The sequence below is a fragment of the Paenarthrobacter sp. AT5 genome (assembly GCF_032764245.1).
GTDB lineage: Bacteria > Actinomycetota > Actinomycetes > Actinomycetales > Micrococcaceae > Arthrobacter > Arthrobacter ureafaciens.
Genome location: NZ_CP136441.1, coordinates 3,130,282 through 3,156,751 on the forward strand (window position 1 = coordinate 3,130,282; position 26,470 = coordinate 3,156,751).

Annotated in this window: 18 protein-coding genes; 5 read left to right on the top strand and 13 right to left on the bottom strand. The window is 61.6% G+C overall.

The window, feature by feature from the left end; translation table 11 throughout:
- Window position 1: 1 nt before the first annotated feature.
- From RI444_RS14415 to RI444_RS14435, 5 genes are all read right to left on the bottom strand, one after another.
- On the bottom strand, window positions 2-2,014 hold the full coding sequence (locus RI444_RS14415; protein WP_069695173.1) for a glycosyltransferase: 2,013 nt from the start codon (window positions 2,012-2,014) through the stop codon (window positions 2-4).
- On the bottom strand, window positions 2,011-3,195 hold the full coding sequence (gene glf, locus RI444_RS14420) for a UDP-galactopyranose mutase (RefSeq protein ID WP_062097255.1): 1,185 nt from the start codon (window positions 3,193-3,195) through the stop codon (window positions 2,011-2,013). Before glf ends, RI444_RS14415 begins: the two co-directional genes overlap by 4 nt.
- A gap of 183 nt (window positions 3,196-3,378) precedes the next feature.
- A complete protein-coding gene (locus RI444_RS14425; RefSeq protein ID WP_021471883.1) occupies window positions 3,379-4,365 on the bottom strand; it encodes a Gfo/Idh/MocA family protein in 987 nt (328 codons plus the stop codon).
- Entirely contained in the window at window positions 4,365-5,456 is a 1,092-nt protein-coding gene (locus RI444_RS14430; RefSeq protein ID WP_021471882.1) for a DegT/DnrJ/EryC1/StrS family aminotransferase, read from the bottom strand. The genes RI444_RS14425 and RI444_RS14430 overlap by 1 nt, the downstream gene beginning before the upstream one ends.
- Window positions 5,453-6,070, bottom strand: coding sequence for an acyltransferase (locus tag RI444_RS14435; protein WP_031216361.1), 618 nt, complete (start codon window positions 6,068-6,070; stop codon window positions 5,453-5,455). The genes RI444_RS14430 and RI444_RS14435 overlap by 4 nt, the downstream gene beginning before the upstream one ends.
- Window positions 6,071-6,247: 177 nt before the next feature.
- Here RI444_RS14435 and RI444_RS14440 point away from each other — a divergent pair, with 177 nt between their 5' ends.
- Window positions 6,248-10,447 (top strand): FtsK/SpoIIIE domain-containing protein, encoded by a 4,200-nt coding sequence (locus RI444_RS14440; protein WP_207604428.1) that lies wholly within the window; start codon window positions 6,248-6,250, stop codon window positions 10,445-10,447.
- 21 nt (window positions 10,448-10,468) lie between these two features.
- On the opposite strand, the gene RI444_RS14445 is transcribed toward RI444_RS14440, so the two are convergent.
- The gene (locus RI444_RS14445) at window positions 10,469-10,978 is read right to left on the bottom strand and encodes a hypothetical protein (RefSeq protein ID WP_031216359.1); all 510 of its coding nucleotides are present in this window, start codon (window positions 10,976-10,978) and stop codon (window positions 10,469-10,471) included.
- A gap of 237 nt (window positions 10,979-11,215) precedes the next feature.
- On the opposite strand from RI444_RS14445, the gene RI444_RS14450 reads away from it, so the two are divergent.
- Complete coding sequence (locus RI444_RS14450) at window positions 11,216-11,464, top strand: WhiB family transcriptional regulator (RefSeq protein ID WP_003804966.1); 249 nt, start codon at window positions 11,216-11,218, stop codon at window positions 11,462-11,464.
- A 116-nt stretch (window positions 11,465-11,580) separates the two neighbouring features.
- On the opposite strand, the gene RI444_RS14455 is transcribed toward RI444_RS14450, so the two are convergent.
- The 4 genes from RI444_RS14455 to RI444_RS14470 are packed head-to-tail and all read right to left on the bottom strand — an operon-like array spanning window position 11,581 to window position 19,934.
- Complete coding sequence (locus RI444_RS14455) at window positions 11,581-13,050, bottom strand: sensor histidine kinase (protein ID WP_021471878.1); 1,470 nt, start codon at window positions 13,048-13,050, stop codon at window positions 11,581-11,583.
- A gap of 30 nt (window positions 13,051-13,080) precedes the next feature.
- Window positions 13,081-17,937 (bottom strand): NAD-glutamate dehydrogenase, encoded by a 4,857-nt coding sequence (locus RI444_RS14460; RefSeq protein WP_207604427.1) that lies wholly within the window; start codon window positions 17,935-17,937, stop codon window positions 13,081-13,083.
- 57 nt (window positions 17,938-17,994) lie between these two features.
- Window positions 17,995-19,293, bottom strand: a complete 1,299-nt coding sequence (locus RI444_RS14465) for a CpaE family protein (protein WP_021471876.1) — start codon at window positions 19,291-19,293, stop codon at window positions 17,995-17,997.
- On the bottom strand, window positions 19,290-19,934 hold the full coding sequence (locus tag RI444_RS14470) for a hypothetical protein (protein ID WP_062097262.1): 645 nt from the start codon (window positions 19,932-19,934) through the stop codon (window positions 19,290-19,292). Before RI444_RS14470 ends, RI444_RS14465 begins: the two co-directional genes overlap by 4 nt.
- A 151-nt stretch (window positions 19,935-20,085) precedes the next feature.
- Here RI444_RS14470 and RI444_RS14475 point away from each other — a divergent pair, with 151 nt between their 5' ends.
- The gene (locus tag RI444_RS14475; protein WP_021471874.1) at window positions 20,086-20,301 is read left to right on the top strand and encodes a helix-turn-helix domain-containing protein; all 216 of its coding nucleotides are present in this window, start codon (window positions 20,086-20,088) and stop codon (window positions 20,299-20,301) included.
- A gap of 23 nt (window positions 20,302-20,324) precedes the next feature.
- Here RI444_RS14475 and RI444_RS14480 read toward each other — a convergent pair whose 3' ends face one another.
- Window positions 20,325-20,891 carry a hypothetical protein gene (locus RI444_RS14480; protein ID WP_031216357.1) on the bottom strand — a complete coding sequence of 189 codons (567 nt, stop codon included), beginning with the start codon at window positions 20,889-20,891 and terminating at the stop codon, window positions 20,325-20,327.
- 134 nt (window positions 20,892-21,025) lie between these two features.
- Here RI444_RS14480 and RI444_RS14485 point away from each other — a divergent pair, with 134 nt between their 5' ends.
- Entirely contained in the window at window positions 21,026-21,742 is a 717-nt protein-coding gene (locus RI444_RS14485) for a LysM peptidoglycan-binding domain-containing protein (protein WP_062097264.1), read from the top strand.
- Between the two features lie 139 nt (window positions 21,743-21,881).
- Window positions 21,882-22,304, top strand: coding sequence for an Rv3235 family protein (locus RI444_RS14490; RefSeq protein WP_062097266.1), 423 nt, complete (start codon window positions 21,882-21,884; stop codon window positions 22,302-22,304).
- 81 nt (window positions 22,305-22,385) lie between these two features.
- Here RI444_RS14490 and secA read toward each other — a convergent pair whose 3' ends face one another.
- Together secA and RI444_RS14500 are read right to left on the bottom strand one after the other, a co-directional pair.
- A complete protein-coding gene (secA, locus tag RI444_RS14495) occupies window positions 22,386-25,127 on the bottom strand; it encodes a preprotein translocase subunit SecA (protein WP_207604426.1) in 2,742 nt (913 codons plus the stop codon).
- Window positions 25,128-25,169: 42 nt separating this feature from the next.
- Complete coding sequence (locus RI444_RS14500; RefSeq protein WP_021471869.1) at window positions 25,170-26,459, bottom strand: winged helix-turn-helix domain-containing protein; 1,290 nt, start codon at window positions 26,457-26,459, stop codon at window positions 25,170-25,172.
- Window positions 26,460-26,470: the final 11 nt, after the last annotated feature.

A 26,470-nucleotide genomic window follows, 5' to 3' on the forward strand; every position in this document is an offset into this window, starting at 1 on the left:
GCTACTGTTTGGGCTCCGAAGCTTCAAATGTTTCACGCCAGGAATCCATGGAGGTGATCTCCGGCAAGGCATCGCGGTACTGGGCACGAAGCGTTTCCCAATTGGAGAAGAGCTGCGCGTGCAACTGTGCCGTTTCGGCGAGCATTTTGCGAACGAGTTTCGGATCGCGCCGGTACCAGGATGCGCCCGTTCCATCGGCGTTTGAGACCACTGCGCTATCCAAGTGCGCCAGGCTCCACCACTTGCCGTCCTGGTGGGCAACATGTGCCTCAGGATTGCTGTGTGCCGATTCACGCACCGGTGCGATGGTCTGCTTCAGGACAGTCTTTACTGCCCATGGAAGAAGTCCAAGGGCACCCGGCTGCTTGTACGTCTGGGGTTTCTTGGGCGGGCGCTTCCTGAAGACCTCCGGGAATGCACCGGGATCGGTCTTGACCTGCGAGTCGACGAAGTCTTCACGCATCGTCCTGAGCTTGGGCATGGTGGTGGGCAACTGCTCATGCAGTTTGGACGGGCCCTCAAGAACATCGCGCAGGGCCATGATGCGTGCCTGCTCGGGGTAGTACTGCATGGACACAAGATGCTTAATGTCCGTGTTCAGGCTTTCCCGGAAGATCCGTCCACCCTTGGGGAAAGGAGAGTGCAGCAGTGCGGCGATCAGGCGGTTCCGCTCGTGGTAATAAGCCTGCCAGTCAACCGAGTCGTCCTTGTCTGCCCAGGAGACGTGCCACACGGCAGCACCGGGAAGCGTGACGGTGGGGTACCCAGCGGCACGGGCACGCAGCGAATATTCGGCGTCGTCCCACTTGATGAATACCGGCAGCGAAAGGCCGATCTCCTCCACGACCGCCTTGGGGATGAGGCACATCCACCAGCCGTTGTAGTCCGCATCCCACCTGCGGTGCAGGAGCGGCGTCGAGCGGAGCCCTTCAGCCGAGAAATCATGGTTGCCCAGGCCCTCCACCGGTCCCCAGAGGAACCTGTAGAAGTTCACTACCTCGGCGTACGCGTGCAGGACGGACTTGTTGTACATGTCGAACATGTGGCCGCCCACAATCGTGGGCTTGCGGCAAAGGTCCGCGAAGGCGACCGCGCGCATGACGCCTTCGGTTTCCAGCTCAATGTCATCGTCGAGGAGCATGACGTAGTCGCTCTTGTCCGAGACGAGCATCTCGTACATGTTGCGTGCAAAGCCGCCGGAACCGCCCAGGTTGCCTTGGTTGATGATGCGCAGCTGGTCACCCATTGAGGCTGCCACCGAGTCGAAGCCATCCTCGTCGGCAACCTTCTTGTTGCCCTGGTCCACGATGATCAGCTCAGCGAGGATCCCGCGCAAGCCCGAATCGGCGTCAATCGCCTTGATGGTTTCCAAGCAGTAGTCGGCACGGTTGAAGGTAGTCACGCCGAGCGTGACCTTACCCTGCGGCCGGCCTTCGGAAGCAACGGCCCAGTGGGCTTTCTTGAGAGTCATCCCGTCGCCGCCGGCAATCAGGTCGAACCAGTACCAGCCACCGTCACCGAACGGTGCGAGGGTCAGCTCAAAGTCGTTCGAAGCGTTGCCCTCCACCAGGATCGAATCAACGCGCTGGGCAGCGCCCCTGGCGTTGGAGCGGTAGACGATGACTGTGCCTTCGCCCTCGGTCTCGATGTGGAGCACGGTTTTGGTGGCTATGGTCCACTTGCGCCAGTAGCTTGCCGGGAAGGCATTGAAGTAGGAGCCGAAGGAGAGTCGCTCGCCCCTGCGGACCTGGACCGAGCCGCGGTCCAGGATGTCTTCCGGGTGGAGTTTGCGGGCCATGCCCACGGCCTGCACGACGGCTGGACCGTTTTCTTCCTGCTTCCGGATCTTATTGGTATCCGGGTCCACGTACAGCGGCAAGGTATCGAGGTCGCGGTTAGCAGGAAAAACCACCCGCTGGACGATGCGAAGATCGCTCTCCCGGGGTGCTGCTTCAGCCTCGGCTTGCGTCGCCGTCATGTTCGTCTCCTGGCTTTCGTTCGTCGTGGCGGTCATGCGTCCACTCCACCGCTTTCCAACTTTGCGCCGCCGCTGAAGTGCGGCTTGATCTTGTTGTCGAACATGGACAGGGCCGAACCGATGGCCATGTGCATGTCCAGATACTTGTACGTGCCCAGGCGGCCGCCGAACAGCACTGATTTCTCGCCGCGCGCCAAGTCACGGTAGGCCAGCAGTTTGCTGCGGTCATCGGAAGTGTTTACCGGGTAGTACGGCTCGTCGCCCTTCTCCGCAAACCGGGAGAACTCGCGCATGATGACGGTGGCGTCCTTGGTGTAGTCACGCTCCGGGTGGAAGTGACGGAACTCGTGAATGCGGGTGTAGGGGACATCGGCGTCGGGGTAGTTCATGACGGCACAACCCTGGAAGTCCTCGATCGGAAGGACTTCTTCTTCGAGGTCGATAGTGCGCCAGGAAAGATCACCTTCGGCATAGTCGAAGTAACGGTCCACGGGGCCGGTGTAGATGACCGGTACCTGTCCCAGCACGGACGAGCGGCCGAACTCTCCGTCATCGAAGAAGTCCGTTTTCAGGATGACCTCGATATTCGGGTGGTCCGCCATTCGTTCGATCCACGCCGTGTAGCCATCCACGGGAAGGCCCTCGTAGGTGTCGTTGAAGTACCGGTTGTCGTAGTTGTAGCGCACGGGCAGCCGGGAAATGATTTCAGCCGGCAGGTCCTTCGGATCCGTCTGCCACTGCTTGCCCGTGTAGTGCTTGATGAACGCCTCATAGAGCGGGCGTCCAATCAACTGGATTCCCTTGTCGTTCAAGTTCTGCGGATCGGTGCCTGCGAGTTCGCCGGCCTGTTCCGTGATCAGGTCCCTGGCCTCGGCCGGGCTCATTGCCGAGCGGAAGAACTGGTTGATCGTGCCGAGGTTGATCGGCATGGGGTACACCTCGCCCTTGTGGCTGGTGTAGACCTTGTGCTGGTATTTCGTGAACTTGGTGAACTGGTTCACGTAGTTCCAAACGCGCTCATTCGACGTGTGGAAGAGGTGCGCCCCGTAGCGGTGGACCTCAATTCCTGTCTTGGCTTCGTTCTCGCTGTAGGCGTTTCCTCCAATATGGTGGCGGCGATCAAGAACCGCGACCTTCAGCCCCAACTCGGTAGCGGCGCGTTCTGCAATGGTCAGGCCAAAGAAACCCGAGCCGACGACGACGAGATCAGCGTTCACAAACTCTCCTGTGTATTGGCGTGCGGGCACAGAAGTGCCCACGTCTACTGGTCAAGGCTACCCGACGAGCCGCGGGTTCCCCGTATCCGCGGCCCTGCCGGCCGCTCACGGGCGCAGTGCCGGAACGGGAAAGGGAGGCCGGCAACAGCCGGCCTCCCCCACAACCCGAACCCGGGATAATCGCTAAAGCGCGACGACGGTACCCGACTTTGCGGAGTCCAAAACGGCCTCCGCGACGCGAAGGGTTTCAAGACCCTCGGCCATGGTCACGATGTTCAGGGACTTGCCCAGAACAGCGTCCCGGAACGCTTCATGCTCCATCTTCAGCGGCTCGCGCTTGGCAAGCGCAAAGCGCGTGGACGAACCTTCCGATACGCCGCGGAAGGCGGCGATGGAATCCCAGTCGGTCTGGAACGTGCCGTTCTCCACGAACGTCAGGTCTGCCGAGATCGTATCGGCAATGAAAGCACCCCGCTCACCGAGGACAACGGTGGTGCGCTCCTTCATGGGCGAGAGCCAGTTCACGATGTGGTTGGTGACCACTCCGCTCTTGAGGTGGCCGATCGCGGTCACCATGTCTTCATGGTCACGGCCGCTTCGGGAAGTTGTGTGCGCCACGACGTTGACGAAGTTGCTCTGTGCCAGCCAAGCCGTGAGGTCGATGTCGTGGGTGGCAAGGTCCTTCACGACGCCAACATCCGCAATACGAGCCGGGAACGGTCCCTGCCGGCGCGTGCTGATCTGGTAAACCTCGCCCAGGTCACCGTTCTCAAGCCGCTCGCGGAGGCTCTGCAACGAGGGGTTGAAGCGTTCGATGTGACCAACGGCACCGATGAGGCCCTTGGACTCGAACGCTTCAGCAATTCTGCGTCCGGACGCCGAGTCATTGGCAATCGGCTTCTCGACGAGGCAGTGGACTCCGGCCTCAGCCAGCTGCAGGGCAACTTCCTCATGCAAAATCGTGGGGACGGCGGCAACTGCCATGTCGATCCCCTGCGCAATGAGTTCCTCGACCGAGCCATGGACTGTCAAGCCGTCGGCTACGTTGTGCGGATCGCCATATGAATCTGCCACCGCGACGAGGTCGACGCCTTCGAGCTCGCGGATAACCCGGGCATGATGGCGGCCCATCATGCCCAAGCCAATGAGGCCTGCGCGAAGATTAGCCACTAGCTGCCTGCCTTCGCCACAGCGTTGACGGCAGCAACGATGCGTTCCAGGTCATCCTGGCTCAGGGAGGGATGCACGGGGATCGAGAGCACGTGGGACGCAGCCTCTTCCGTGACCGGGAGGTCGTCCGACGTCTGGAACGGCGCAAGGCGGTGGTTGGGAATGGGGTAGTACACACCGCAACCAACCTGGTACTCCTCGCGAAGGGCCTTGGCGAAACCGTCGCGGTCATCGGCAATCCGGATGGTGTACTGGTGGTAGACGTGCGCGTATCCTTCGGCGACCTTCGGCGTGGTGACGCCTTCAATATTGGCGTCGAAGAAGGCTGCGTTGTCCTGCCGGGTCTTGGTCCAGCCGTCAACCTTGGTCAGCTGGACACGGCCGATCGCTGCGTGGATGTTTGTCATACGGCAGTTGAAGCCCACCAGCTCGTTTTCATACTGGCGTTCCATGCCCTGGTTCCGCAGAAGGCGAAGGCGACGTTCGACGTCGGCCAGGCCTGTGCTGACCATGCCGCCTTCCCCGGAGGTCATGTTCTTGGTGGGGTAAAGGCTGAACATGGCGAAGTCACCGAAGGTGCCTACCTTACGGCCGTTCACCGATGCCCCGTGAGCTTGGGCGGCGTCCTCGAATACCTTTACTCCATGCTTTTCGGCGACTGCCCCAATGGCATCAACGTTGAACGGGTGGCCGTAGAGGTGCACGGGCATGATTGCCGCCGTGCGATCGGTGATCTTGGACTCAACGGAGGCTGCGTCCAGGGTGTAGTAGTCAGGGTCAACGTCCGCGAAAACCGGAGTAGCTCCGGTCAGGGCGACGGAGTTGGCGGTGGCCGCAAACGTGAACGAGGGAACAATTACCTCGTCACCGGGACCAATTCCCGCAGCCAGGAGTCCCAAGTGCAGGCCGGAAGTTCCGGAGTTGACCGCTACGGCCGCCCGCCCGTCCAAGAGAACCTGGGAAAACTCCTGCTCGAAGGATGCAACTTCGGAGCCCTGGGCCAGCTGCCCGGAGGCCAGCACCGCCTGCACGGCTTTGGCCTCATCGTCACCGATGATCGGTTTGGCCGGGGGAATGAATTCGGGGCTCATGCCTCTACCTCTCGAAGGGTTTCGTTCTGTTCAACATACGTGGCGCCGGTCTCGGGGCAGACCCAGTTTTCACCGCGGCGTTCCAACGGGAAGCCGGCCTTGCCAACCCATCCGCGCCGCCTGGCAGGAACACCTACCACCAGGGCGAAGTCGGGGACATCCTTGGCCACCACTGCCCCGGCCGCGACGGTAGCCCAGCGCCCAATGGTTACCGGAGCCACGCATACGGCGCGCGCACCGATGGAGGCACCCTCACGGATGGTGACTCCAACGGGTTCCCAGTCATGGGCACTCTTCAGGCTTCCGTCCGGGCTGACTGCGCGCGGAAAGGTGTCATTGGTGAGCACCACTGCAGGGCCTATGAAGACACCCGCTTCCAGCTCAGCCGGCTCGTAAACCAGCGCATAGTTCTGGACCTTGCAGTTATCCCCCATCTTTACTCCGGTACCAATGTAGGCGCCGCGCCCAACGATGCAGTTGGCACCGAGTTCGGCCTTCTCGCGGACTTGGGCCAGATGCCAGATCTTGGATCCATCACCAATTACCGCCTCGTCTGAAACATCGGCGGTCTCTGCAACCACTATCACCGGTGAAGGTCCTTCCTCATTGAGCACACGGGACAACGAGTTTCATCTTAGCGGAGACGTACACAGCGTTCGTATCAAGGTAGCTCCGCCGGTGCCGCCGTTCGTTTTCCACATAGCAGATGTCGTCCGTAGTGGCCTGCCGGCTGTCCGCGTAGCGTCGGGACGAGCAGGCGAACCTGCTCCGGACTACGAAAGGATCGGCCAATGCCCTTGCAGTGCACTTTGGCCCGGGGTCCCCTGGCTGCCACGCACGGGCCGCCCAAGGAACTCACGATCCACCTTCCGGAGGGGACGCCGGGAAGGAAGCTGGCGGCGCTGCTCGCCGATACCCACGGAACCGGCAGGATCCATGTTGCCGGGGAAGACTTGAGGACCTTGGTAGTTGGTGTCCCTCCATTGGTGAACGGTTCGGTCCTTGTGGACGGAGGTCAGGGCGGTCATGCACAGGCCAGCCCGCCGGCCATGCTTCTCGTGGCGCATTCCGGCCCGGCGGCAGGGGCAATGTATCCCGTTCTCCGCGGACGGAACCTCATAGGCCGCGGCACGGCCCACATTTCAGTCCCCGACCCTGACATTTCCCGCGAACATGCAGCACTGGACGTCTCTTTTGCGGACTTGACGCTGACCCGCCTGCCGGCGAATCGTTCCCCGGAGCCGAATTGCCGCCCGGCCACCCCGGAACCATCGCTCATGATCGACGGGAAACCCACGAACCTCGGCCCCGTCAACACGTCATCAACCATCCAATGCGGAAATTCGATATTCTCCCTGCTCGCCTCAAAAGCACCGGTGCCACTGCCCGGTACGGAGGCCGGCTGTTCAGTGCACCAGCCATTGGAGGTTCACCGGCCCACGGGCGGCGGCAACCGATGGGCGGGCCTTGTCACTGGCCTTCTGCCTTTGCTCCTCGGCGTCGGACTTGCCTTGGCTACAGGATCATGGATGTTCCTGGGTTTCACCGCGATCTCGGCCGTCAGCCTGTCAGTGGCGGCATTCTCCGGAAGACAAGCCCGCCGCGAGTTTCGCCGCGCCCTCGGCCAAGCCGTGAGTGAGGACATAAAACGTCGGAATCGTTCGTCGCCATCCGCTGCCGGGATTGCGACGGCGATACTCCTGGAGACGCCCCGGCCCCCGGCCTCTGCTGCTGGTCCCGGCGATTCCGCTTGTGGCGCCGCGGCCCCTGCTGACAGTGAAGGCCGTGCCCTGGCCCGCGTTGCGAAACCAGGTTCCGGCGGTCCAAGAACATCCGGTATCTGGCTGCGCCTTGGTTTGGCCTCGGTTCCGGCCAACATCCGGCTGCTTCCAGAGGACCCTCAGTTCCGCCCTCCCACTTTGGCAGGCGTTCCCCTGACTCTGCCTCCTTCCGCGGGGCAGATTCCGGTTACCGGCGACCCCCTCCACTTCGCTGGTCTGGTCCGCTTGATGCTTATGCAGCTTGCCGCGTATCCCGCAGCCGTTGGTGTCCCCGTGATCATCCTGGGCAGCGGCGCGAACGTGCCTCTTGCTGCCCGGTTCCTGAAGGACTGCCTTGTGGCGGCCACTTCTGAAGCTGCACTGGCGGGCTTGCATGCCTGCAGTGGCAGGCTGCCGGGAAGGCTCTTCGTGTTCAACGCCCCTCCCGCCGGTTCCTCCGGGGTGGAAGCATTGGTGGAGGCGGCCGTTCGAGCGGACTGGCAGGTGGTCAGACACGAAAGAGCCCACCCCGCCGGTTCCAGTGCGTGGACAATCGACATGGATCCGTCCGGAATATCGGCCACACTGGGTTCTCCCGGCGCGCGGCAAAGATTCATTCCCGACCTGGTAACCGAGCCGGTCTTTGACCGCTTCTGCCGGGCGTTATCCGCGCGACAAGCCACATCAGCCGAGGGCGGCCCGCACCTGCTGCCGGATGAGTGTTCCTTGGAGGAGATCGTCCCAAGGGGTCCACGCAGCCTTGCCTCGAGATGGCACAAAAACAGCGGGTCCGGCACATTGAAAGCCGTTCTGGGTAAGGACGGCCACGGTCCGGTGGCCTTCGACTTCCTTATGGACGGTCCCCATTTGCTGGTAGCCGGGACCACTGGCGCCGGCAAGTCCGAACTCTTGCGGACCCTGTCGCTTTCACTGGCAATGAATTACCCACCCCAGGAATTGGTGTTCCTCTTCATTGACTTCAAAGGAGGATCCGGCTTGGGGCCGCTGGAACGCCTGCCGCATTGCGCCGGGTTGATCACCGACCTTGGCGGTCAGGGCATGAAGCGCGTCCTGGAATCGCTGCGCAGTGAAATCCGGTACCGCGAAGAAGCATTCCACGCCGGGGGCGTTGCCGATATCAAGGACTACCGCCCTCCCGCTTCGGGATCCGTTGGACCGATCCCCCGTTTGGTATTGGTCATAGACGAGTTCCGGATGCTGGTGGATGAAGAGCCCGCAGCCCTCCGGGAGCTGATGCGGATAGCAGCCGTCGGCCGTTCCTTGGGCCTCCACCTGGTCATGGCCACGCAGCGCCCCCAAGGGGCACTGACGGCCGACATCCGCGCCAACGTAACCACAAGCATTGCCCTTCGGGTGCAATCAGAGGCGGAGTCAACAGACATCATCAAGACAGGGGTCGCTGCCGGGATCCCTGTGCGCCTCCCGGGTCGGGCGTTCCTGGCCAGGGCCTTTGGTGCGCCGGAAGAATTCCAATCCGCGTCCGTTCTGGTTGCACATCGCGGTCATTTGGATGAGACATGCGTGCAGCCCGCTCTCGATGGCCCTGACACCCGGGACGGCGATGATTCGGATGCCTGGGAGGAAGCTGCCTCGGGGTCGGACAATCCGGGAGTCGGCCGAAACACCCCGCAACTTGCACCCCGCGGCAGATTGGCGGAGCAGGGTCTGCCGGCGTTTGTGGCAATGATTCAAGCGGCGGCAACCACCATGGGCGCTGGCAGCGCTCCCCGCCGAATCATTGCCCCGCCCCTCCCGGCGGAGATTCCCTGGGACCCGGGGCCCGCTACCTGTGACAGCGTGACCGCTGCCCCCAAGGATGTTCACAGTGGGCACGGCACCGGCCATGGCATCGGTCTTGGCCTGGTCGACCGTCCCGGGTCCCAGACTGTTGAGCTGTTGTCGTGGACGCCGTCAGTGCATGGGCACTTCGCGATGATCGGCAGTACGGGCAGCGGCATGCCTGAAGCATTCAGGGCCGTCTCGGCACGGATCGTCACTACGGACCCCACAGTCCACAGCTACATCTTCGACGCCACTGGCACGTTCCAGGGACTGCCTGAATCCGACCGGTACGGCGCGGTGGCACACCTGCACCAATTGGCGTTCGCTGTACGGGTCCTTGAGCGGATAAAGAGCTTCATGGCGGACCGGCGCAGTTCAAGCGACGGGCCCGTTGCGAGCCAGGGAATCCTGCTCATCATCGCTGGATGGTGCACGTGGGTCTCTGCCATCAGAAACAGCCCTTACGCCTGGGCAGAAGACGTCTTACGCGACATCGTCCGGGACGGAACGCCTCTGGGCGTGACGGTATTGATTTGCGGTGAACGCGAACTCGTCAGTTCGCGGTTCTTTGCGACCATCCCGAACCGTGCTTTCTTTCCGGCCGGCGCCACCGAAGAATCCACTTTCCACTGGCCGAAGCTTCCCCCCGTCGATCCCCTCCCGGGACGCGCGGTGGCTCTGGGCAGCTTCGTTCAGGGGAAGAGTGCCGTCGCCCAGTTCCAAAACACACCTGGCGGGAAGGACTGGCCGTACGGCCCCCTGGCTGCAAAATCCCCTGCCCCTCTGCGCCTTCAGCCTCTTCCTGCCTTCCTTGGGACTAAGGAATTACCGGAGCAACCGCCTACCTGCGGTGACGCGGTGTCGGCAGCATGGTTTGGCGTAGGCGGTGACGACGCCGCGCCACTGGCTATTCCCCTCCGCCGCGGGGGCATTACCTTGGTCCTTGGCGGGCCGGGCTCCGGCAAGACCTCACTATTGCGAACACTCATGTCGGTCAACTCCGCTGTGCCGTGGCTCTCCCCGGTAGAGAACGTCGGAGATGGCGCATTCTGGACCGACCTGGCGGAAGCGGCGTCGCTTGGAGCCTTGGATAAGGACACCGTATTGCTGGTGGACAACGCCGACACCTTGAACCCCCAAGCGCGCCAGTCCTTGGCCGGCTTGGCGGGTTCAGTAGGCGCGATTGTCATGACAGCTACCACTTCCCCAACGCTCCTGCACCGTCTTCCGTTCGCCGAGGTTGTGCAAGCCACCAGGTCGGGCCTTGTCCTCAGTCCCCGCACACCCTTGGATGGCGATGTTTTTGGAGTACGGCTGAACGTTGAGTCATCTGTTCCCCCTGCCGGCCGCGGCATCCTCATCCAGGGGGCCAGCCAAATACCCTTTCAAGCGGCCTACGCCGGCGGGCGTTTCGAGGGGCGGGCTTGACCCGAGGGGCCGGAACACTGGCTAGAGGGCGCCTTCGGTGCCACCTGTCCGGGACGCGAACGAAATAACGTTTGGCTGAAACAGGAAGAGGATGGCAGCAAGGGCAGGCAGAATCATGGCAAGTCCCGGCAGGATCAAGCCGCTCGTCGCCGTGGGAAACCCAATGGTCAGGACGAACAACTGCGCCACCAAGGCAGCGGCCCTCGTCCAACGGTAGCCGCGGAACAAGAAATGACCCACCGCAAAGAGCCATGCTGAGAAGGCCAGCAGCAGACCCAAAGTGAACACTGCTCCCCAGAAGGTGAGCACAGGCGCTCCCGTCAGCAACTCGAACGCGTACCACGCAGCTGCAGTCAGCAACGCAAGAGCTTCCAGCAGTACAACAACGGAAATCACCTTGATTCCCGGAGGACGCTTGGTTTTCGGGAGGGAACCATCAGCGGGACGGCCTACGGGAGCCGCAGCTGACCGGTCCTCGTTTCCGTTGCTGTCAGGGGACGGCTGGGCGGGGTTAGCGGGAGGTCTTGACACACTGGCACACTACCCGAGATAGTCGTTTAGCAGTGAGGGCACTGGCGGCTGGTGTGATGCATCGCTCACGGATTCCGGGCATTTCAACGACGAATACCCCTTGTTTACAAGGCGTTAACATGAAACGCTTGACTCAGACGACCAAGGGGGCCCATGCGGGCCCCTTTCCTTTGAAGCCTCTCGTGAATGTTTTCACAAGGGGCCCCCTAGTTCTCACGAATGGAGTGACTGATCAGCATGGATTGGCGTAATCGCGCAGCCTGCCTCGACAAGGACCCGGAGCTCTTCTTCCCAGTCGGCAACACGGGACCTGCACTTCTCCAAATTGAGGAAGCAAAGAGCGTTTGCCGCAGGTGCCCCGTGGTGGACACGTGTCTGCAGTGGGCCTTGGAGTCCGGCCAGGACGCCGGCGTCTGGGGAGGCATGAGCGAAGACGAGCGCCGCGCGCTCAAGCGACGCGCCGCCCGCGCCCGCCGCGCCTCATAAGCACAGGAAATACGTAAGGCTCAGGCCGCGGACCGAATGGTCCGCGGCCTGAGCCTTTTTGATCCGCTCTTGCCCACCACGGTGGGGAATCAGTGCTTTTCGGGAAACGGTGTCAGTTATCCCCTGGCCAGATTCAACACGATCTCGACGGCGGTACCGCCGCCGTCCCGCGGGCTCCACTGGATAGAGCCGCCAAGCTCGCTCGTGACGAGTGTCCGAACAATCTGCAAACCCAGCCCTTCCGTGTATTGCCCTTCGGGAAGTCCAACACCGTCGTCGGCGACGGTCACCGTCAAGAACTCATCGTTGCCTTCGCCGGGAGTGCGGTCGGCCAAGAGCCACACGGTACCGGTTCGGCCCTCCAGCCCGTGCTCCACGGCGTTGGTGACCAATTCGTTGATCACCAACGCCAGCGGCGTCGCAAAATCGCTCGGAAGCTCCCCGAACATGCCTGAACGCTCCGTGCGGACATGTTGCGATGGCGAAGCGACCTCGGCTGAAAGCCGGAACTGCCTGCCAATCAGTTCGTCGAAGTCGACACTCTGGGTCAGTCCCTGCGACAAGGTCTCGTGGACAAGCGCAATCGTGGCTACGCGCCTCATGGCTTGCTCAAGTCCCTGCTTCGCCTCATCACTGACCATCCGCCGGGACTGCATCCGCAGGAGGGCAGCAACAGTCTGGAGGTTGTTCTTGACGCGGTGATGGATCTCCCGAATGGTGGCATCCTTGGTGACGAGTTCCATCTCTCGCCGCCTCAATTCCGAGACGTCCCGGCACAGGACCAGGGCACCAAAGCGATGCTGCTCATCCCGCAAAGGGATAGCCCGGAGGGACAGGCTGACGCCCCGGGATTCGATCTCACTCCGCCAAGGCATCCGGCCGGTTACTACCAGCGGGAGCGTCTCGTCCACCATCCGGCGGTCCTTGAGCAGCCCTGCCGTGACCTCGGCCAGCGACCTTCCCTCCAGGGACTCCACTTCTCCGAGACGACGGAAGGCGGAGACTCCGTTCGGGCTTGCGTACTGGACCACTCCGTCCGCGTCGAGTCGGATGAGTCCGTCGCCCACGCGCGGCGCGCCACGCCGTGACCCGGTGGGCGATGCGAAATCCGGCCAAAGACCCAGGGTTCCCATCCTCAGGAGGTCGTAGGCGCACTGACGATACGTCAGCTCAAGCCTGGAAGGCATCCTGGAACTGGACAGGTCCATGTGCGACGTAACCACAGCAAGTGTCCTGCCGTTCCGGACCATGGGAACCGCTTCTACCCGCAATGCCATCTCGCTGCTCCAGCTGGTCTCGCTGGAGCGTTCGATCGAGCGGCTGTTCCAGGCCTTCTCAACGAGGGGCCTCAGATCCGAGCGGATGCCCTCACCCACGAAGTCCGCATGGAACACCGTATGCGATGTCGAAGGACGGACGTGGGCGAGGGCAATGTAGCCCAGCTCCGGATGCGGAAACCACAGTGCGAGGTCCGCGAATGCCAAGTCGGCGACCATTTGCCAGTCACCGACCAGGAGGTGCAGCCATTCGGCATCTCCAGGCCCGAAATCAGCGTGTTCCCTGATGGGGTCCGTAAAGATTGCCACTGCACCTCCATTTTCGACGCCGGCTGACAGCTAGCGTCGGACGATTGACCTCAAGAGCCTTAATGCTACCGACAGTGAGGCCATGTCATCGGCCTCGAGTGCGTTCACTTCGTCGAACATGGTCTTCGCCCGCCCGAGTTGTTCAGCATTCTGCCCTTCCCAGGCCTTCAGCCGGTCCTCCGCAGAGGCGCCCTTTTCCGTCGACTCAAGCACCGACGTCGTCATGTCCGCAACTGTGGAATAGAGATCATCCCGCAACGCAGCCCGCGCCAGGGCCTGCCAGCGGTCATCCCGGGGCAAGGCGCTGATGCGCTCCAGCAGGGCGTCCACATGGAACCGGTTGAACACCGTGTAGTAGACATTGGCCACGTCCTCGACGTCGGCGCTACGCGAGGTGGCTATACGGGAGATATCCAGGAGGGCGTAGCTCTCGAACAGTTCCGCCCAACGGTGTGCCAGGTGGTCCGGGAGGTCCCAGGACAGGGCCTTCTCCAACCACTCGGCCACGCGGGCCTTGTCGTCTCCACGAAGGTAGTCCAGGAGCCGGGCACGCAGCGGCACCATCATCGGCTTGAAGGAATCCACGACGTCGGCGATCGGTTGGGATGCGATACCTTGCCCCAGCACCCAGCGAACGGCCCGGTCAAGGAGCCTGCGGATGTCCAAGTGGATCTCGCTCCAATGCTCCGTGGGGAAGGATGCCGGCAACGCGTTCAGCTCGTCCACCATCGAATCGAGCTCATAGATTTCCCGAAGGGCAACGAACGCTTTGGCGACGGCGGCCTCGTTGGCGGACGTCTCCTCAATGGCACGGAAGGCAAACGTGATGCCCCCGAGGTTGATGATGTCGTTTGCCACCACAGTCGCGATGATTTCCCGACGCAAAGGATGGGTATCCAGTTCCGCATCGAAACGCTCGCGCAGTTGCTTGGGGAAGTACTGGCGGATGGTGTCCTTGAACCAAGGATCTTCTGAAAGGTCGCTCTCACGCAGCGCGGATGCCAGCTCGATCTTTGCGTAAGCAGCAAGGACCGAAAGCTCGGGAGAAGTCAGTCCCTGTCCCTGGTCGAGACGCTGCCTCAGCGTGTCCGTTGAGGGAAGCGCCTCAAGATCCCGCTTGAGGTCGGCCGACTTCTCCAGCCAGTCCATAAGCCGTTCGTAACTGGGGCTCCACTCCGCCACCCGCGTGCGGTCGTTCAGCAACAGGATGTTTTGGTCGATGTTGTCCTGCAGGACGAGCCGCCCTACTTCTTCGGTCATGTCCGCAAGGAACCGGGAGCGTTCGGACTCCTCCAACTTCCCGGCGGACACCATCCGGTCGACGAAGATCTTGATGTTTACTTCGTGGTCGGAGCAGTCAACGCCGGCGGAATTGTCGATTGCGTCCGTATTGAGAATGACGCCTTGCAAGGCGGCCTCGATGCGGCCACGCTGCGTCAGGCCAAGGTTTCCGCCTTCACCGACGACCTTGACCCTCAGGTCCCGTCCGTCGACGCGGATGGCATCGTTTGCCTTGTCCCCTACGGACGCGTTGGTCTCCGTGCTCGCCTTGATGTAGGTGCCGATGCCGCCGTTGTACAGCAGATCCGCCGGTGCCAACAGGATGGCGCGGAGCAGCTCGGGCGGGCTCAGCTGGGTTGTTCCGTCGGGCAGTCCGAGTGACTGGCGGACCTGCTCGGAGACAGGAATCGTTTTCGCCTGCCTTGGGAAGACACCGCCGCCTTCGCTGATGAGCGCGCGGTCGTAATCGTCCCACGATGACCTGGGCAATTCGAACAGGCGCTGCCGCTCGGCGAATGAAGCCGCCGCATCCGGCGTCGGGTCAAGGAAGATGTGCCGGTGGTCGAAGGCAGCCACCAAGCGGATGTGCCGGGAAAGGAGCATGCCGTTGCCGAAAACATCGCCCGACATATCCCCGACACCCACCACCGTGAACTCTTCGGTCTGCGTGTCCAGGTCCAGTTCGCTGAAGTGCCGCTTGACGGACTCCCAGGCGCCGCGGGCGGTGATGCCCATGGCTTTGTGGTCATATCCAACCGAGCCTCCGGAAGCGAAGGCGTCACCCAGCCAGAAACCATACTCTGCCGCCAGCCCGTTGGCGGTATCGGAAAACGTCGCGGTTCCCTTGTCCGCAGCGACCACCAGGTAGGAGTCGTCGCCGTCGTGCCGGACAACGTCCGACGGCGGAACGAGCTTTTCGCCTTCAGGCGAGGTGACGAGGTTATCGGTGATGTCCAACAGCCCACGGATGAAGGTCTTGTAGCTTTCGATACCTTCTGCCATCCACGCGGCGCGGTCCACGGTGGGATTCGGAAGCTTCTTGGCGAAGAATCCTCCCTTTGCACCCGTGGGCACGATGACGGCGTTCTTTACGGTCTGGGCTTTGACGAGACCGAGGATCTCCGTTCGGAAATCTTCCCGGCGGTCGGACCAACGGAGGCCGCCACGCGCCACCTTGCCAAAGCGGAGGTGGACACCCTCGACCCGTGGCGAGTAAACCCAGATTTCGTACATCGGCCGCGGGAAGGGCAATCCCTCGATGCTCGTCGGATCAAGTTTGAAGCTGAGGTAGCCCTTGTTCTGGAAGTAATTGGTGCGAAGCGTCGACTCGATCAGGTTGACGAAGGTCCGCAGGACACGGTCAGCATCCAGCGTCGCAACGTCTTCGATTGCTTCGGCGAGGGCGGTGCGGGCGGCAGCCTGGCGTTCCTCGCGTTCGTCGTCTGAAACCTCGGGATCGAACCGTGCAGCAAAGAGTACAGTCAGTCCGCGGGCGACTTCAGGGTTGGACAACAAGGTGTCGGCAATGAACCCGAACGAGTTCGTGTTGCCCATTTGGCGCATGTATTTGGCATACGCGCGAAGCACCGTGACCTGGCGCCAGTGCATCCCTTCCCGGAGCACCAAGCGGTCAAAGTCGTCGGACTCGACTGCACCCGTCACCGCGGCGCCGAAGGAATCAGCCAAGAGGTTGCCCGTGGCGAGAGGATCAATACCTGTGGGGTACTTCAGGCCAAGGTCATAGAGGAAGAAGTCGCGGTGGTCGGCGGTTTCGATTTCGAAGGGCCGTTCATCGAGCACTTCCAAGCCCAGGTTGTGGAAGTAAGGAAGGATCTGACTGAGGCTCTTAGGCTCCATGAGGTACAGCTTGACGCGGGCGTCTTCTTCAAGGGACTCTCCCGCCCCCTCCGGAAGGTAGACATGGACACCCGGACGCAGGTTCGCGTTGGTTTTCCCGTTGCGTTCCGCCTGGGCGCCATACTTCTCGAAGCGTTCGATGTCCTCGAGGGCGTCCTCCACCTCGTAGTCCACGCGGTAGCCGGCAGGGAAAGCTTCGGCCCACAACCCTGACAGTACGTCCGCTTCTTCTGCGGGCCGGTTCTCGCGGAGGACTTCGGCTATGCCTTCGCTCCATGAACGGGAGGCGCGCATCAACCGGTGTTCCAGCTCCGCAACGTTCACTTCTGCCAATTCGGCTGTTCGGGGTAGCCGGATCCGGAAGAACACACGGGCTAGGGCCGACTCGGTGATCCTTGCCTCGTAGTCAATGCTTTCGGCCTGGAAGGTTTCCCGCAGCTCCTGCTCGATCCTGAGGCGGACGCTGGTGGTGTAGCGGTCGCGCGGCAGGTACACCACGGCAGACATGAATCTGCCGTAGATGTCGGGGCGCAGGAAGAGCTTGGTCCTGCGGCGCTCCTGCAGCCGCTGGATTCCCGTCGCTGTGGCAGCGAGGTCGGGAACCTCGATCTGGAAGAGTTCGTCGCGCGGGTAGGTCTCCAGGATGCCCAGGAGGTCCTTGCCCGAATGGGAGTCAATGGGGAACCCCGCGTTGCGAAGCACGGCATCCACCTTGTCCCGGACGATGGGGATGTTCCGAACGGATCCTGTATACGCACTCGTGGCAAAAAGGCCAATGAAGCGGCGCTCGCCGTTGACGTTGCCGGCGGCATCGAAGCTCTTCACGCCAATGTAGTCAAGGTATGCCGGACGGTGAACGGTCGATCGGGAGTTGGCTTTGGTGATGACCAGCGCCCGCTTCTCCCGCGCACGCTTACGGCCGGCGTCGGTAAGGTGTTGGATTTGCCGGGTATTGTCGCCTGCACGCAGCAAGCCCAGGCCGCTGTCCTCGCGAAGCTCCAGGACATCCTCGCCGTCCTCATTGATGAGGTCGTACTCCCTGTATCCGAGGAACGTGAAGTTGCCCTTGTCCAACCATCGCAGGAGGTCCTGGGCCTGGCGGAGTTCGGCAATTTGCTCCGGGTGCGAAACGGTGCCCAAAGCCTCGGCAAGTTCCAGGGCTTTGCTCCGCATCTTCGGCCAGTCCTCGACGGCGGCGCGGACGTCCCCCAAGACGCGCTGCAGGCCCTCGACCAGTTCTTTCCGCGCGTCGTCATTCACGCGGTCAATTTCGACGGCGATCCAGGATTCCATGTGCGAGGCGTTGTCGCCGTTCCCCAGCAAGTGCGCCACGCTGGGCAATGCTGCGGTGTCGCCGCTGGAGATTCCGACGTTGGAGGGGACGCGCGAAACGCTGGCCAGATCCCCGGTTTCACGGTTGCGGGTAGCCACGAACAGTGGGTGCATGACCAGGCGGATGGCGCAGTTCTGCCGCACCAGTTCAGCGTTGACCGAGTCGACGAGGAAAGGCATATCGTCCGTGACAATGTAGACGACGCTTCGATCCGCCTCCCCAACGACTTCTACTACTGCATTTCCTGGCAGGCGGGAGGACGCCAGCTCCTTGTGCTTGTTGGCCCGGGCAATCAGGACCTCAGGAGAGTAGCCTCGGGAATCCTCCTCTGCGAGGTGCTCGTAGTAGTCACCGAAGAAACCTTCGCGGACAACTGCTGCATCGGACCGATCCTCCACACTGGACCCTGACGACATCTACAAACGCCTCCATCACCTGTTGATTGCTGCGACTCTGCAGCCCACAAAATGAGCCTAGCGCTTAAGGAACCCAAGGGCTCTGGTATTTCGTCCAGCGGATTCTCGATTTTGCTGGATATCTGCACAGGACAGCTCCGCAATGGCTTTACGGAGTGCGGAGTCGGGGGCGGACTCCAGGAGCACCGTTCCCGACAGGAGCGCCGCATCGCAGGCAGCAGGGTCTGAGGGCAGGTAAGCGGAAATGGCCATGCCCGGCCCGAACCGTTCCCAGGCTTGCAGCAGTTGTTGCCTTGGTCCCCGCCCTACCGAAGATTGCCTGACCTTATTGAGGACCACCCGAATGTTGGCCTGTTCAGCGGTGTCCTTCAGCTCCCCAAGTCCTCGGACGAGCCTCGGGATGCCCACGGCATCCGCCGCTCCGACTGCAATGACCTCGTCTGCGAGCTCCATGATTTTCAATGCGGCTCCGTTCCTGCGCGGGGTCATGGAGTCGAAGCTCAATTCCTCGTCAGCCTCCAGGCAAAACCCGACATCCACCACCACAACGTCCGCAAGCTGCTTGGCCCGCTCCACTACGGCTGACAGGGCAGAAGGCCGGAGTTCGGTCCATCGATCAGCGCGGGTAACGCCCCCAAGGAGACGGAAGCTGTTACCCCGCACATGCACCTCCTCCGCTATGCGGGTGAGTCCAGCGACGTCAAGGACACCCTGATCTGCCAAGCGGCACGCCTGGGCAAGCCCAGCAGATTCATCAAGCAGACCCAGCATGGCTGATGCACTGGCACCATAGCTGTCCGCATCCGCAAGAATGACTGAGCTTCCCCGGGCAGCCAGTTCGGCAGCGACATTGACCGCAACAGTGGTCCTCCCTGGCGCTCCCACCGGTCCCCACACTGCGATGACCCGCCCTGCGCCCTCCCGGACCACCTCAGCTGCAGGCAGCTGCACCTCCGCATCCGGGAAGAGCCCGGCGAAAGCCGTTCCCGCAGCAGCACGGGGGCTCTCCCTCTGCCGGTCAACCGCACGGGAAATGCGGTCGGCAAGGTCGGCGGCGGCTATGTCCGCCCGCTCCGGCAGCACGCCGATCGCTTCCAGTCGGAGCATTTCCTCAGCGTCATCTGTCAGCACGACAACGGAGACACCCACGGCGTCCAATCTCTCCACGAGGCTGGACGAGAGGTCCGAGGTGTCGGCCGAAATGACGGCGGCCATGGCCAAGCCACTTTCGCATGCTGCGAGCAGCTCCGTCAGTTCCGTGCAGCGCCGAACGACGGTGACCGGACCGTGCAATCGCTCAAGCCCACCCACCACGAACTGTTGGTCGGGGCCGAAGGTGACTACCGGAATGCTCATTGCCGAGCGCCTGAAGGGTTCCAGACCGCGGATACCTTTGCGCCGTTAGCCTGCGCGCCCAGCAGCTCGGGCATCTGTTGATCTGTCACAAGGACCAGGAGAACTGTTGACTTGGACGCCCCCAAAGCACTGGAACCGGGCGCAACCGCGGTCACTTCCGCCCCGGGGAGCAACAGGACCGGCCTGTCGAAGCCGCGTGCAGAGTCCGGTTTCGAAACCCAGACGTCCACCCTGGCCCCGGGAACTACTTGGTCCGGCAGCGCTGTCTCCACAGGGATGGCCACGGGTTTGCGGTCCAAAGCATCGGCCCGCCCGAGGCTTTGACGAGGCACCAACTGGTGCTTTTCGATCCGCTGAAGCGCCACGTCGCCTTCTGCAAGGCCGGCTGAAACCGTTAGGTAGAACGCCTCCACATCTCCCAAACGCACATCAACCGCTTCGAAGTCATCGGCACTTATGGACTGGCCCACAGCGATTGGCTCCTTAGCCGCGTACAGCTTGTTGGTCTTGTCAGCGGAGCCGATAACGGCCACGACTCCTGACACGGACAGCAAGACCAACAGAATCCCGATGAGGAGCCTGGGGTCCTTCCATGAAGGGGCTTTCAATCGCGCCGTTCCGGTAGGTGACCCCTGCTCCATCATTCATGCTCCCCCGTCAGTTGTGACATGCGGCTGTTCCGCCACCTCATTGTCCGGGGATTCCAGCACCAAGCCCAACCGAAGAGCCATGAAAAGCATGAAACTGTGGATAACTGCACCAAAGCCTGCATTTCGATGGCAAAATGGTCCCATGCCCCGTTTCTTGACCTTGGCCGACGTTGCCGAACAACTCCAGATCAACTCGCCCCAGGCCTACGCGCTCGTTAGGAGCGGAGAACTCAAGGCCATACAAGTAGGCGGCCGCGGCCAGTGGCGGATCGAAGAAAAGATGTTGGAGCAGTACATCGAAGAGCGCTATGCCGAGGCGAGCCGGATGATCGAGAAATCCAGGTCCAAATCTGCCTGAAAGCGGCAATGGTCCACCTTCCTCTAATACTCGCGTCGCGAAGCAGAGCGCACCCCGAGCAGAGACCTAAAGGCCACGGTAGCTACAGCAGTCACGGCGGTGGCACGGCGCGCCTCTCCTCCTGTGACAGCGATCTCCAGGAAGTCCTTGCCCACCCTGTCGATGACTCCGCTGAGCACACGCCCCGCAGCGCCTGCCGCCACATGGACCTCAACACTCTGCCTTTCGCGGGCGAGGCCCCGAAGGGCACTGGCCAAGGGAAATACCAAAGCGGGCCCATTCACAGGCTTCCGGGCCAGCCTGCCAAGATTCTCGAAATAGCTCACGGAATGCAACGGAATGAGCCACTGACGGGTGGCAGTGTTGAGCACCAACCAGTCCGCCCCGACCCGCCCCAATGAACCGGCTTCCTTGCTGCCATTGTTTAGCGTGATCGAGACTTCGCGCCCGAGGGCGCCGCGGAGCCTGTCGGCGAGTTCGAACTGCGCGACCTCCACGCGGGCACGTTCGGCAACCTCCGCTTCCCGCGCCAACGTGCGGTCAGCAAAAAATTGCGCCTCCATGTCACCGAAAAGAGAGTCCCATCTCATCTGCTCAGGCTAGGCTCTGAAGAAACAAGCAGCAACACCACGGCGCGTAACAATTGGACACATTGCATCAAAGAAGTTCAAACTGAACTAATTGCATTAAATGACATCAAACTGCTGTGGGGAGCACGAGTCCGATGAGCCAGGAACTAAGACCACTTCGGAACGACGCCGCGTTGGCCATTGCCATCTTGTTCATCGGTTGCCTTTTGGTGGTTGTCGGCGGCCCTTGGCCACGTATAAAAGCGGTGCCGATTGACGCACTGACGTTTGACCAGCTCTTCGGCCTCGGCGCGAACCTCGCGGGTCTGGCTGTCGTGTCCTGGTGGTTACTTTCCTTTGTTCTCGGCCTCATGGCGAATGTCTTGAAACGAACCGGACAAAGTACTGCCGCGCGAGTCGCCTCCAAAGCCACCCCTGCTTTCATGATTCGCATCGGAGCAGCCGTTCTGAGCGTGAATCTTCTAGGAGGCACCGCGGCCTTCGCCGCTTCTGTTCCCGATCCGGGGTGGAGAAGCACGTCCACAGCACAGTCACCCGATGCCGCTTGGACGAAGACAGGCCTGAACGTGACACCCGGGTGGAAGCCCAAGGCTCCAATCATCGACCCGGGTTTACTCAGTCGGTCTTCTGCACGCGTGGCAACGCCACGAGCTTCGGACGATGAAGGCGTTGTTGTCATGCCGGGCGACACCCTATGGTCCATCGCGGCCAGCAGGTCAGGACCATTCGCCAGTGATCTCGATATCGCCCTCGAGTGGCCCAAGTGGTACGCGGCCAACAAAACAACGATCGGCGAGGACCCTGCGGTCCTCCATCCCGGACAGGTCCTGAAACCTCCGCCGCGTACCTGACCATTCGTCCCACTCCAGCAAATCTGCCCGCTCAGGGGCATTTAGATCCAATTTCACCCCTTCAGGGTCATCCCAGATAGCACTGGAGCCAGGCAAACCCCATGCCCGGCTCCCTCAAGCAACTTTCTGAGGATGGACCATGAGCGTAAGCACTACCCAACGACTGGGCGCCAGGCCAAAACCGAAACGCAGGCTGCCGGTCCGCGGCTCCGGCGGCAACAGTATCGATGTCCGGTTGGTTGCCCGCAGCATAGCCCAGGCAGTCGTGGAGGTGCTTGCCGGAACGCGTCCTATACAACAGTTGGCAGTTTCCTTGTCTGATGACTGCTATTTTTCGCTTCAACACAGAGCTGCCTTGACCCGTGAACACGCCGCGAAATCGCGCGCATCACAACGCATCCACCTCAGCCCCATGGTGCGCTCGGTACGTGTGTGCAGCATTTCCGACACCATCTGTGAGGCCTCAGTCGTGGTGGCGGAAGAGCAACGCTGCCGGGCTTTGGCAATCCGGCTGGAACTGATGGACGATGTGTGGCAGGTGACCGCGCTCGAGATTGGATGAATCGCTCGCCATCAGGCAAGAAGAAGTCCGGGATCGCTCGCATTGAACGATCCCGGACTCTCACGATTCGAACGAACCGAACTAACGCCGCTTCTTCTTAGCGGGCTTCCGCGGTTCCTGGGTGGCTGCCTTCGCCGGGTTTCCCGAACGGCCTGAAGACCTTCCCTCAATGCGCGTCTGGGTTCCTCCGTCTTCGCCGGGCGCCGTGTACTGCAGCTGAGACGGCTTCTCAGGCGCTTCGAGGCCTGCCGCCCGGATTTGAGGCTCGTGGTGCTCGGTATGCGTGCCACCAACAGAGTCGTCGGCCACCACAACGTCTTCCGCCGGGGTTACCTCTACCTCGAGGTTATAGAGGAACCCTATGCTCTCTTCGCGGATGGCCTCCATCATGCTCTGGAACATGACATAGCCCTCGCGCTGATACTCCACCAACGGGTCCCTCTGCGCCATCGCCCTCAGGCCGATGCCTTCCTTGAGGTAATCCATCTCGTAAAGGTGCTCTTGCCACTTCCGTCCCAAGACCGAAAGGACGACGCGACGTTCAAGCTCACGCATGCTTTCAGAGCCGATAGCTTCTTCGCGTGCCTGGTAGACCAACTTCGCGTCGGAGAGGATCTCATTCCTCAGGAACTCGACCGTAACCTTGGACTTGCCTCCAGCCTCATCAATGATGTCCTGGGCGGTGACCGTTGCCGGGTAAAGGGTCTTAAGGTTCGACCAGAGCTGGTTGAAGTCCCAATCGTCGCCGGTACCTTCGGCAGTCGCGGCGTCAATCAGGGCGTTAATGGTGTCTTCCAGGAAGAACTGAACCTTTTCGTGGAGATCGTCCCCCTCAAGGATCCGACGGCGGTCACCGTAGATAGCCTCGCGCTGGCGGTTCAGGACATCATCGTATTTGAGGACGTTCTTGCGCTGTTCCGCGTTGCGGGCTTCCACTTGGCTTTGGGCCGAGGCGATGGCTCGGGACACGAGCTTCGATTCCAGGGCAACGTCGTCCGGGACCGAACTGTTCATGAGCCTTTCGGCTGCACCGGAGTTGAACAGCCTCATGAGGTCATCGGTCAGGGAGAGGTAGAAGCGGGACTCACCGGGATCACCTTGACGGCCGGACCGTCCGCGAAGCTGGTTGTCGATGCGGCGGGATTCGTGGCGCTCAGTGCCCAGGACGTAGAGACCGCCCAGATCCAACACTTCCTCATGCTCATCCTTGACGGCTTGCTTGGCCGCGGCGAGCGCCTCCGGCCAAGCGGCCTCGTACTCGTCCGAGTTTTCCTCGGGGTCGAGTCCGCGCTTGGCCAACTCGGCAATCGCAGTGAACTCGGCGTTTCCGCCCAACATGATGTCCGTGCCGCGGCCTGCCATGTTGGTAGCAACAGTCACTGCGCCTTTACGACCCGCTTGTGCCACGATCGAGGCTTCCCGGGCGTGGTTCTTTGCATTGAGTACCTCGTGGCGGATGCCCTCTTTACCCAGCAACTTGGAGAGATATTCGCTCTTCTCCACGCTGGTTGTGCCCACAAGGACGGGCTGGCCCTTCTCATGCCGCTCGGCGATGTCCTTGACCACCGCGTCGAACTTCACGATTTCGTTCTTGTAGACGAGGTCAGGCTGGTCGATGCGCTGCATGTCCCGGTTGGTCGGGATGGCTACTACGCCCAGCTTGTAGGTGCTCATGAACTCTGCGGCTTCCGTCTCAGCCGTGCCGGTCATGCCGGACAGCTTGGAATACATGCGGAAGTAGTTCTGCAGGGTGACGGTGGCGAGAGTCTGGTTCTCTGCCTTGATCTCGACGTTTTCCTTGGCCTCGATCGCTTGGTGCATGCCCTCGTTGTAGCGGCGCCCGGCGAGGATACGTCCGGTATGTTCGTCAACGATCAGCACTTCGCCGTCCAGGATGACGTAGTCCTTATCCCGCTTGAAAAGCTCCTTGGCCTTGATGGCGTTGTTGAGGAAACCGATCAAAGGAGTGTTGGCTGATTCGTACAGGTTCTGGATGCCGAGGTAGTCCTCGACTTTTTCGATGCCGGATTCCAGCACGCCTACCGTGCGCTTCTTTTCGTCGACCTCGTAGTCAACGTCCGGCTGGAGGCGAAGAACAACCTTGGCGAACTCGCTGTACCAGCGGTTGGTGTCCCCCTGGGCGGGGCCGGAGATGATCAGCGGTGTACGTGCCTCGTCGATCAGGATGGAGTCGACTTCATCAACAATCGCGAAATGGTGTCCTCGTTGCACGAGCTCGCTGGCATCCCAGGCCATGTTGTCGCGCAGGTAATCGAATCCGAACTCGTTATTGGTGCCGTACGTGATGTCCGCAGCGTACTGTTCCCTGCGCAAGGCCGGATCCTGGTTGGACAGGATGCATCCGCTGGTGAGGCCCAGGAAGCGGTAGACGCGGCCCATCAGTTCGGATTGGTACTCGGCAAGGTAATCGTTGACCGTCACAACATGGACGCCCTTGCCGGTCAAAGCATTCAGGTAGGCAGGCGCCGTTGCGACGAGTGTTTTACCTTCACCGGTCTTCATTTCGGCAATGTTGCCCAGGTGGAGTGCGGCGCCACCCATGAGCTGTACGTCGAAGTGGCGCATTCCCAGGGTCCTGGACGAAGCCTCCCGAACTGCAGCGAAGGCCTCGGGGAGAAGATCGTTGAGGGTTTCTCCGTCTTGGTGACGGGCGCGGAGCCGGTCGGTCTCTTCACGGAGTTCGGCATCTGAGAACGTCTTGAATGAGTCTTCAAGGGCATTGATGGAATCGGCATAGTTCCGCAGTTGCTTCAGGGTTTTTTTGTCACCCGTGCGGAGAAGTTTTTCGATTAGTGATGCCACGTGAAATTGCTCCCAGTCTCATGCTGCCGAATTCTGGCTGTTTCAGTCTACGGGAGAGACCAAGGCCACGTAGCCTGTTTCCCCTGTCAGCGGATTGACGCGCCCGCCGAGCGGATCTTGGGAGTGGCGACGGGCCGCTATGGCCTCGTTGAGCGTCCGGGCCAAGTCTCCGACAGGTGACACCACCACTTCCTGAAGCCCAAGCCAATCCCCCATGAGGCACAGCTCTGCTGCCAGTTCCTCAGCAGTATCCGAGGGCGCCGAGGGTTCGGCATGGGCAGAGCGAACCAACAGCCTGCCCCCTGGCCGGTCAGCCTTCAGGTCTACTCGCGCAACGATCCCTTCGCGAAGTAGGAATGGCAACACGTAGTAGCCGAAACGCCGCTTGGCCGCAGGCGTGTAGATCTCGATCCGGTAGTGGAAGCCGAAGAGTTCTTCAAGGCGGCGCCGTTCGAAAACCAGCGAATCGAAGGGACTGAGGAGCGCGCGCCCTTCTGCCCGGCGCGGTATTTTTGCGTCAACATGCCGGAAAACGTCGCGGTCCCATCCCTTCACGGTGACGCGCTCGAGTCGGCCGGCCCTCTGGAGCCGTTCCACGGAGGCCTGTCCGGCTTTGGCCGGCGTACGAAAGTAGTCTGCGAAGCACCGGACCGTACCAATGCCATGAGCCTTCGCCGCTGCTTCGATCAAGCGGTCCATGGATGCGTCGGGATCCATCCACTCCGGTGTTCCTCCGGGGTACACACGGGACGTCAGGGCGTACCGGCGTTCAAACTGGGCGGTTCGGGCAGCGGCTGAAACGCGCCCTTCCTCGAAGAGATGTTCAAGAACGCGTTTGACGACGTTCCAGTTCCAACCCCAGTTCGCCCGGTCCTGGACTTCATCATGTCCCAACTTGGCTGTCAGTTCCGAGGCGGTCATCGGCCTGCTCGTCGCCAGTACTGCGAGGATGCGGTTTTCCATGTCAATTCGCACCTCCTCGTCCAACGAGTGGGCGCCCACCCAGTACCGCTTCTGCCAGGCAAGCAGATCGGGGAAATGTTCCGGCCTGATGAAACTGGCTTCATGGGCCCAGTACTCCATCATTCTTCGAGGCGCCCTCCCTGCCATCGTCTGCAGGATCGCGGTGTCATAGTTACCCAACCGGGAAAAGAAGGGCAGGTAGTGACTGCGGGCAAGGACATTGACCGAATCGATCTGCACCAACTGCAATTGGGCAAAAGTCCGGCCCACCGCCCTCGCTGTTACGGGGGTGGTGGGCCGGACCCTAGCTAATCCTTGGGCCTCCAAAGCCATCCGCCGCGCCTGTGACAGGCTCAGCGAAACGGTCATGGGAGTCCTTT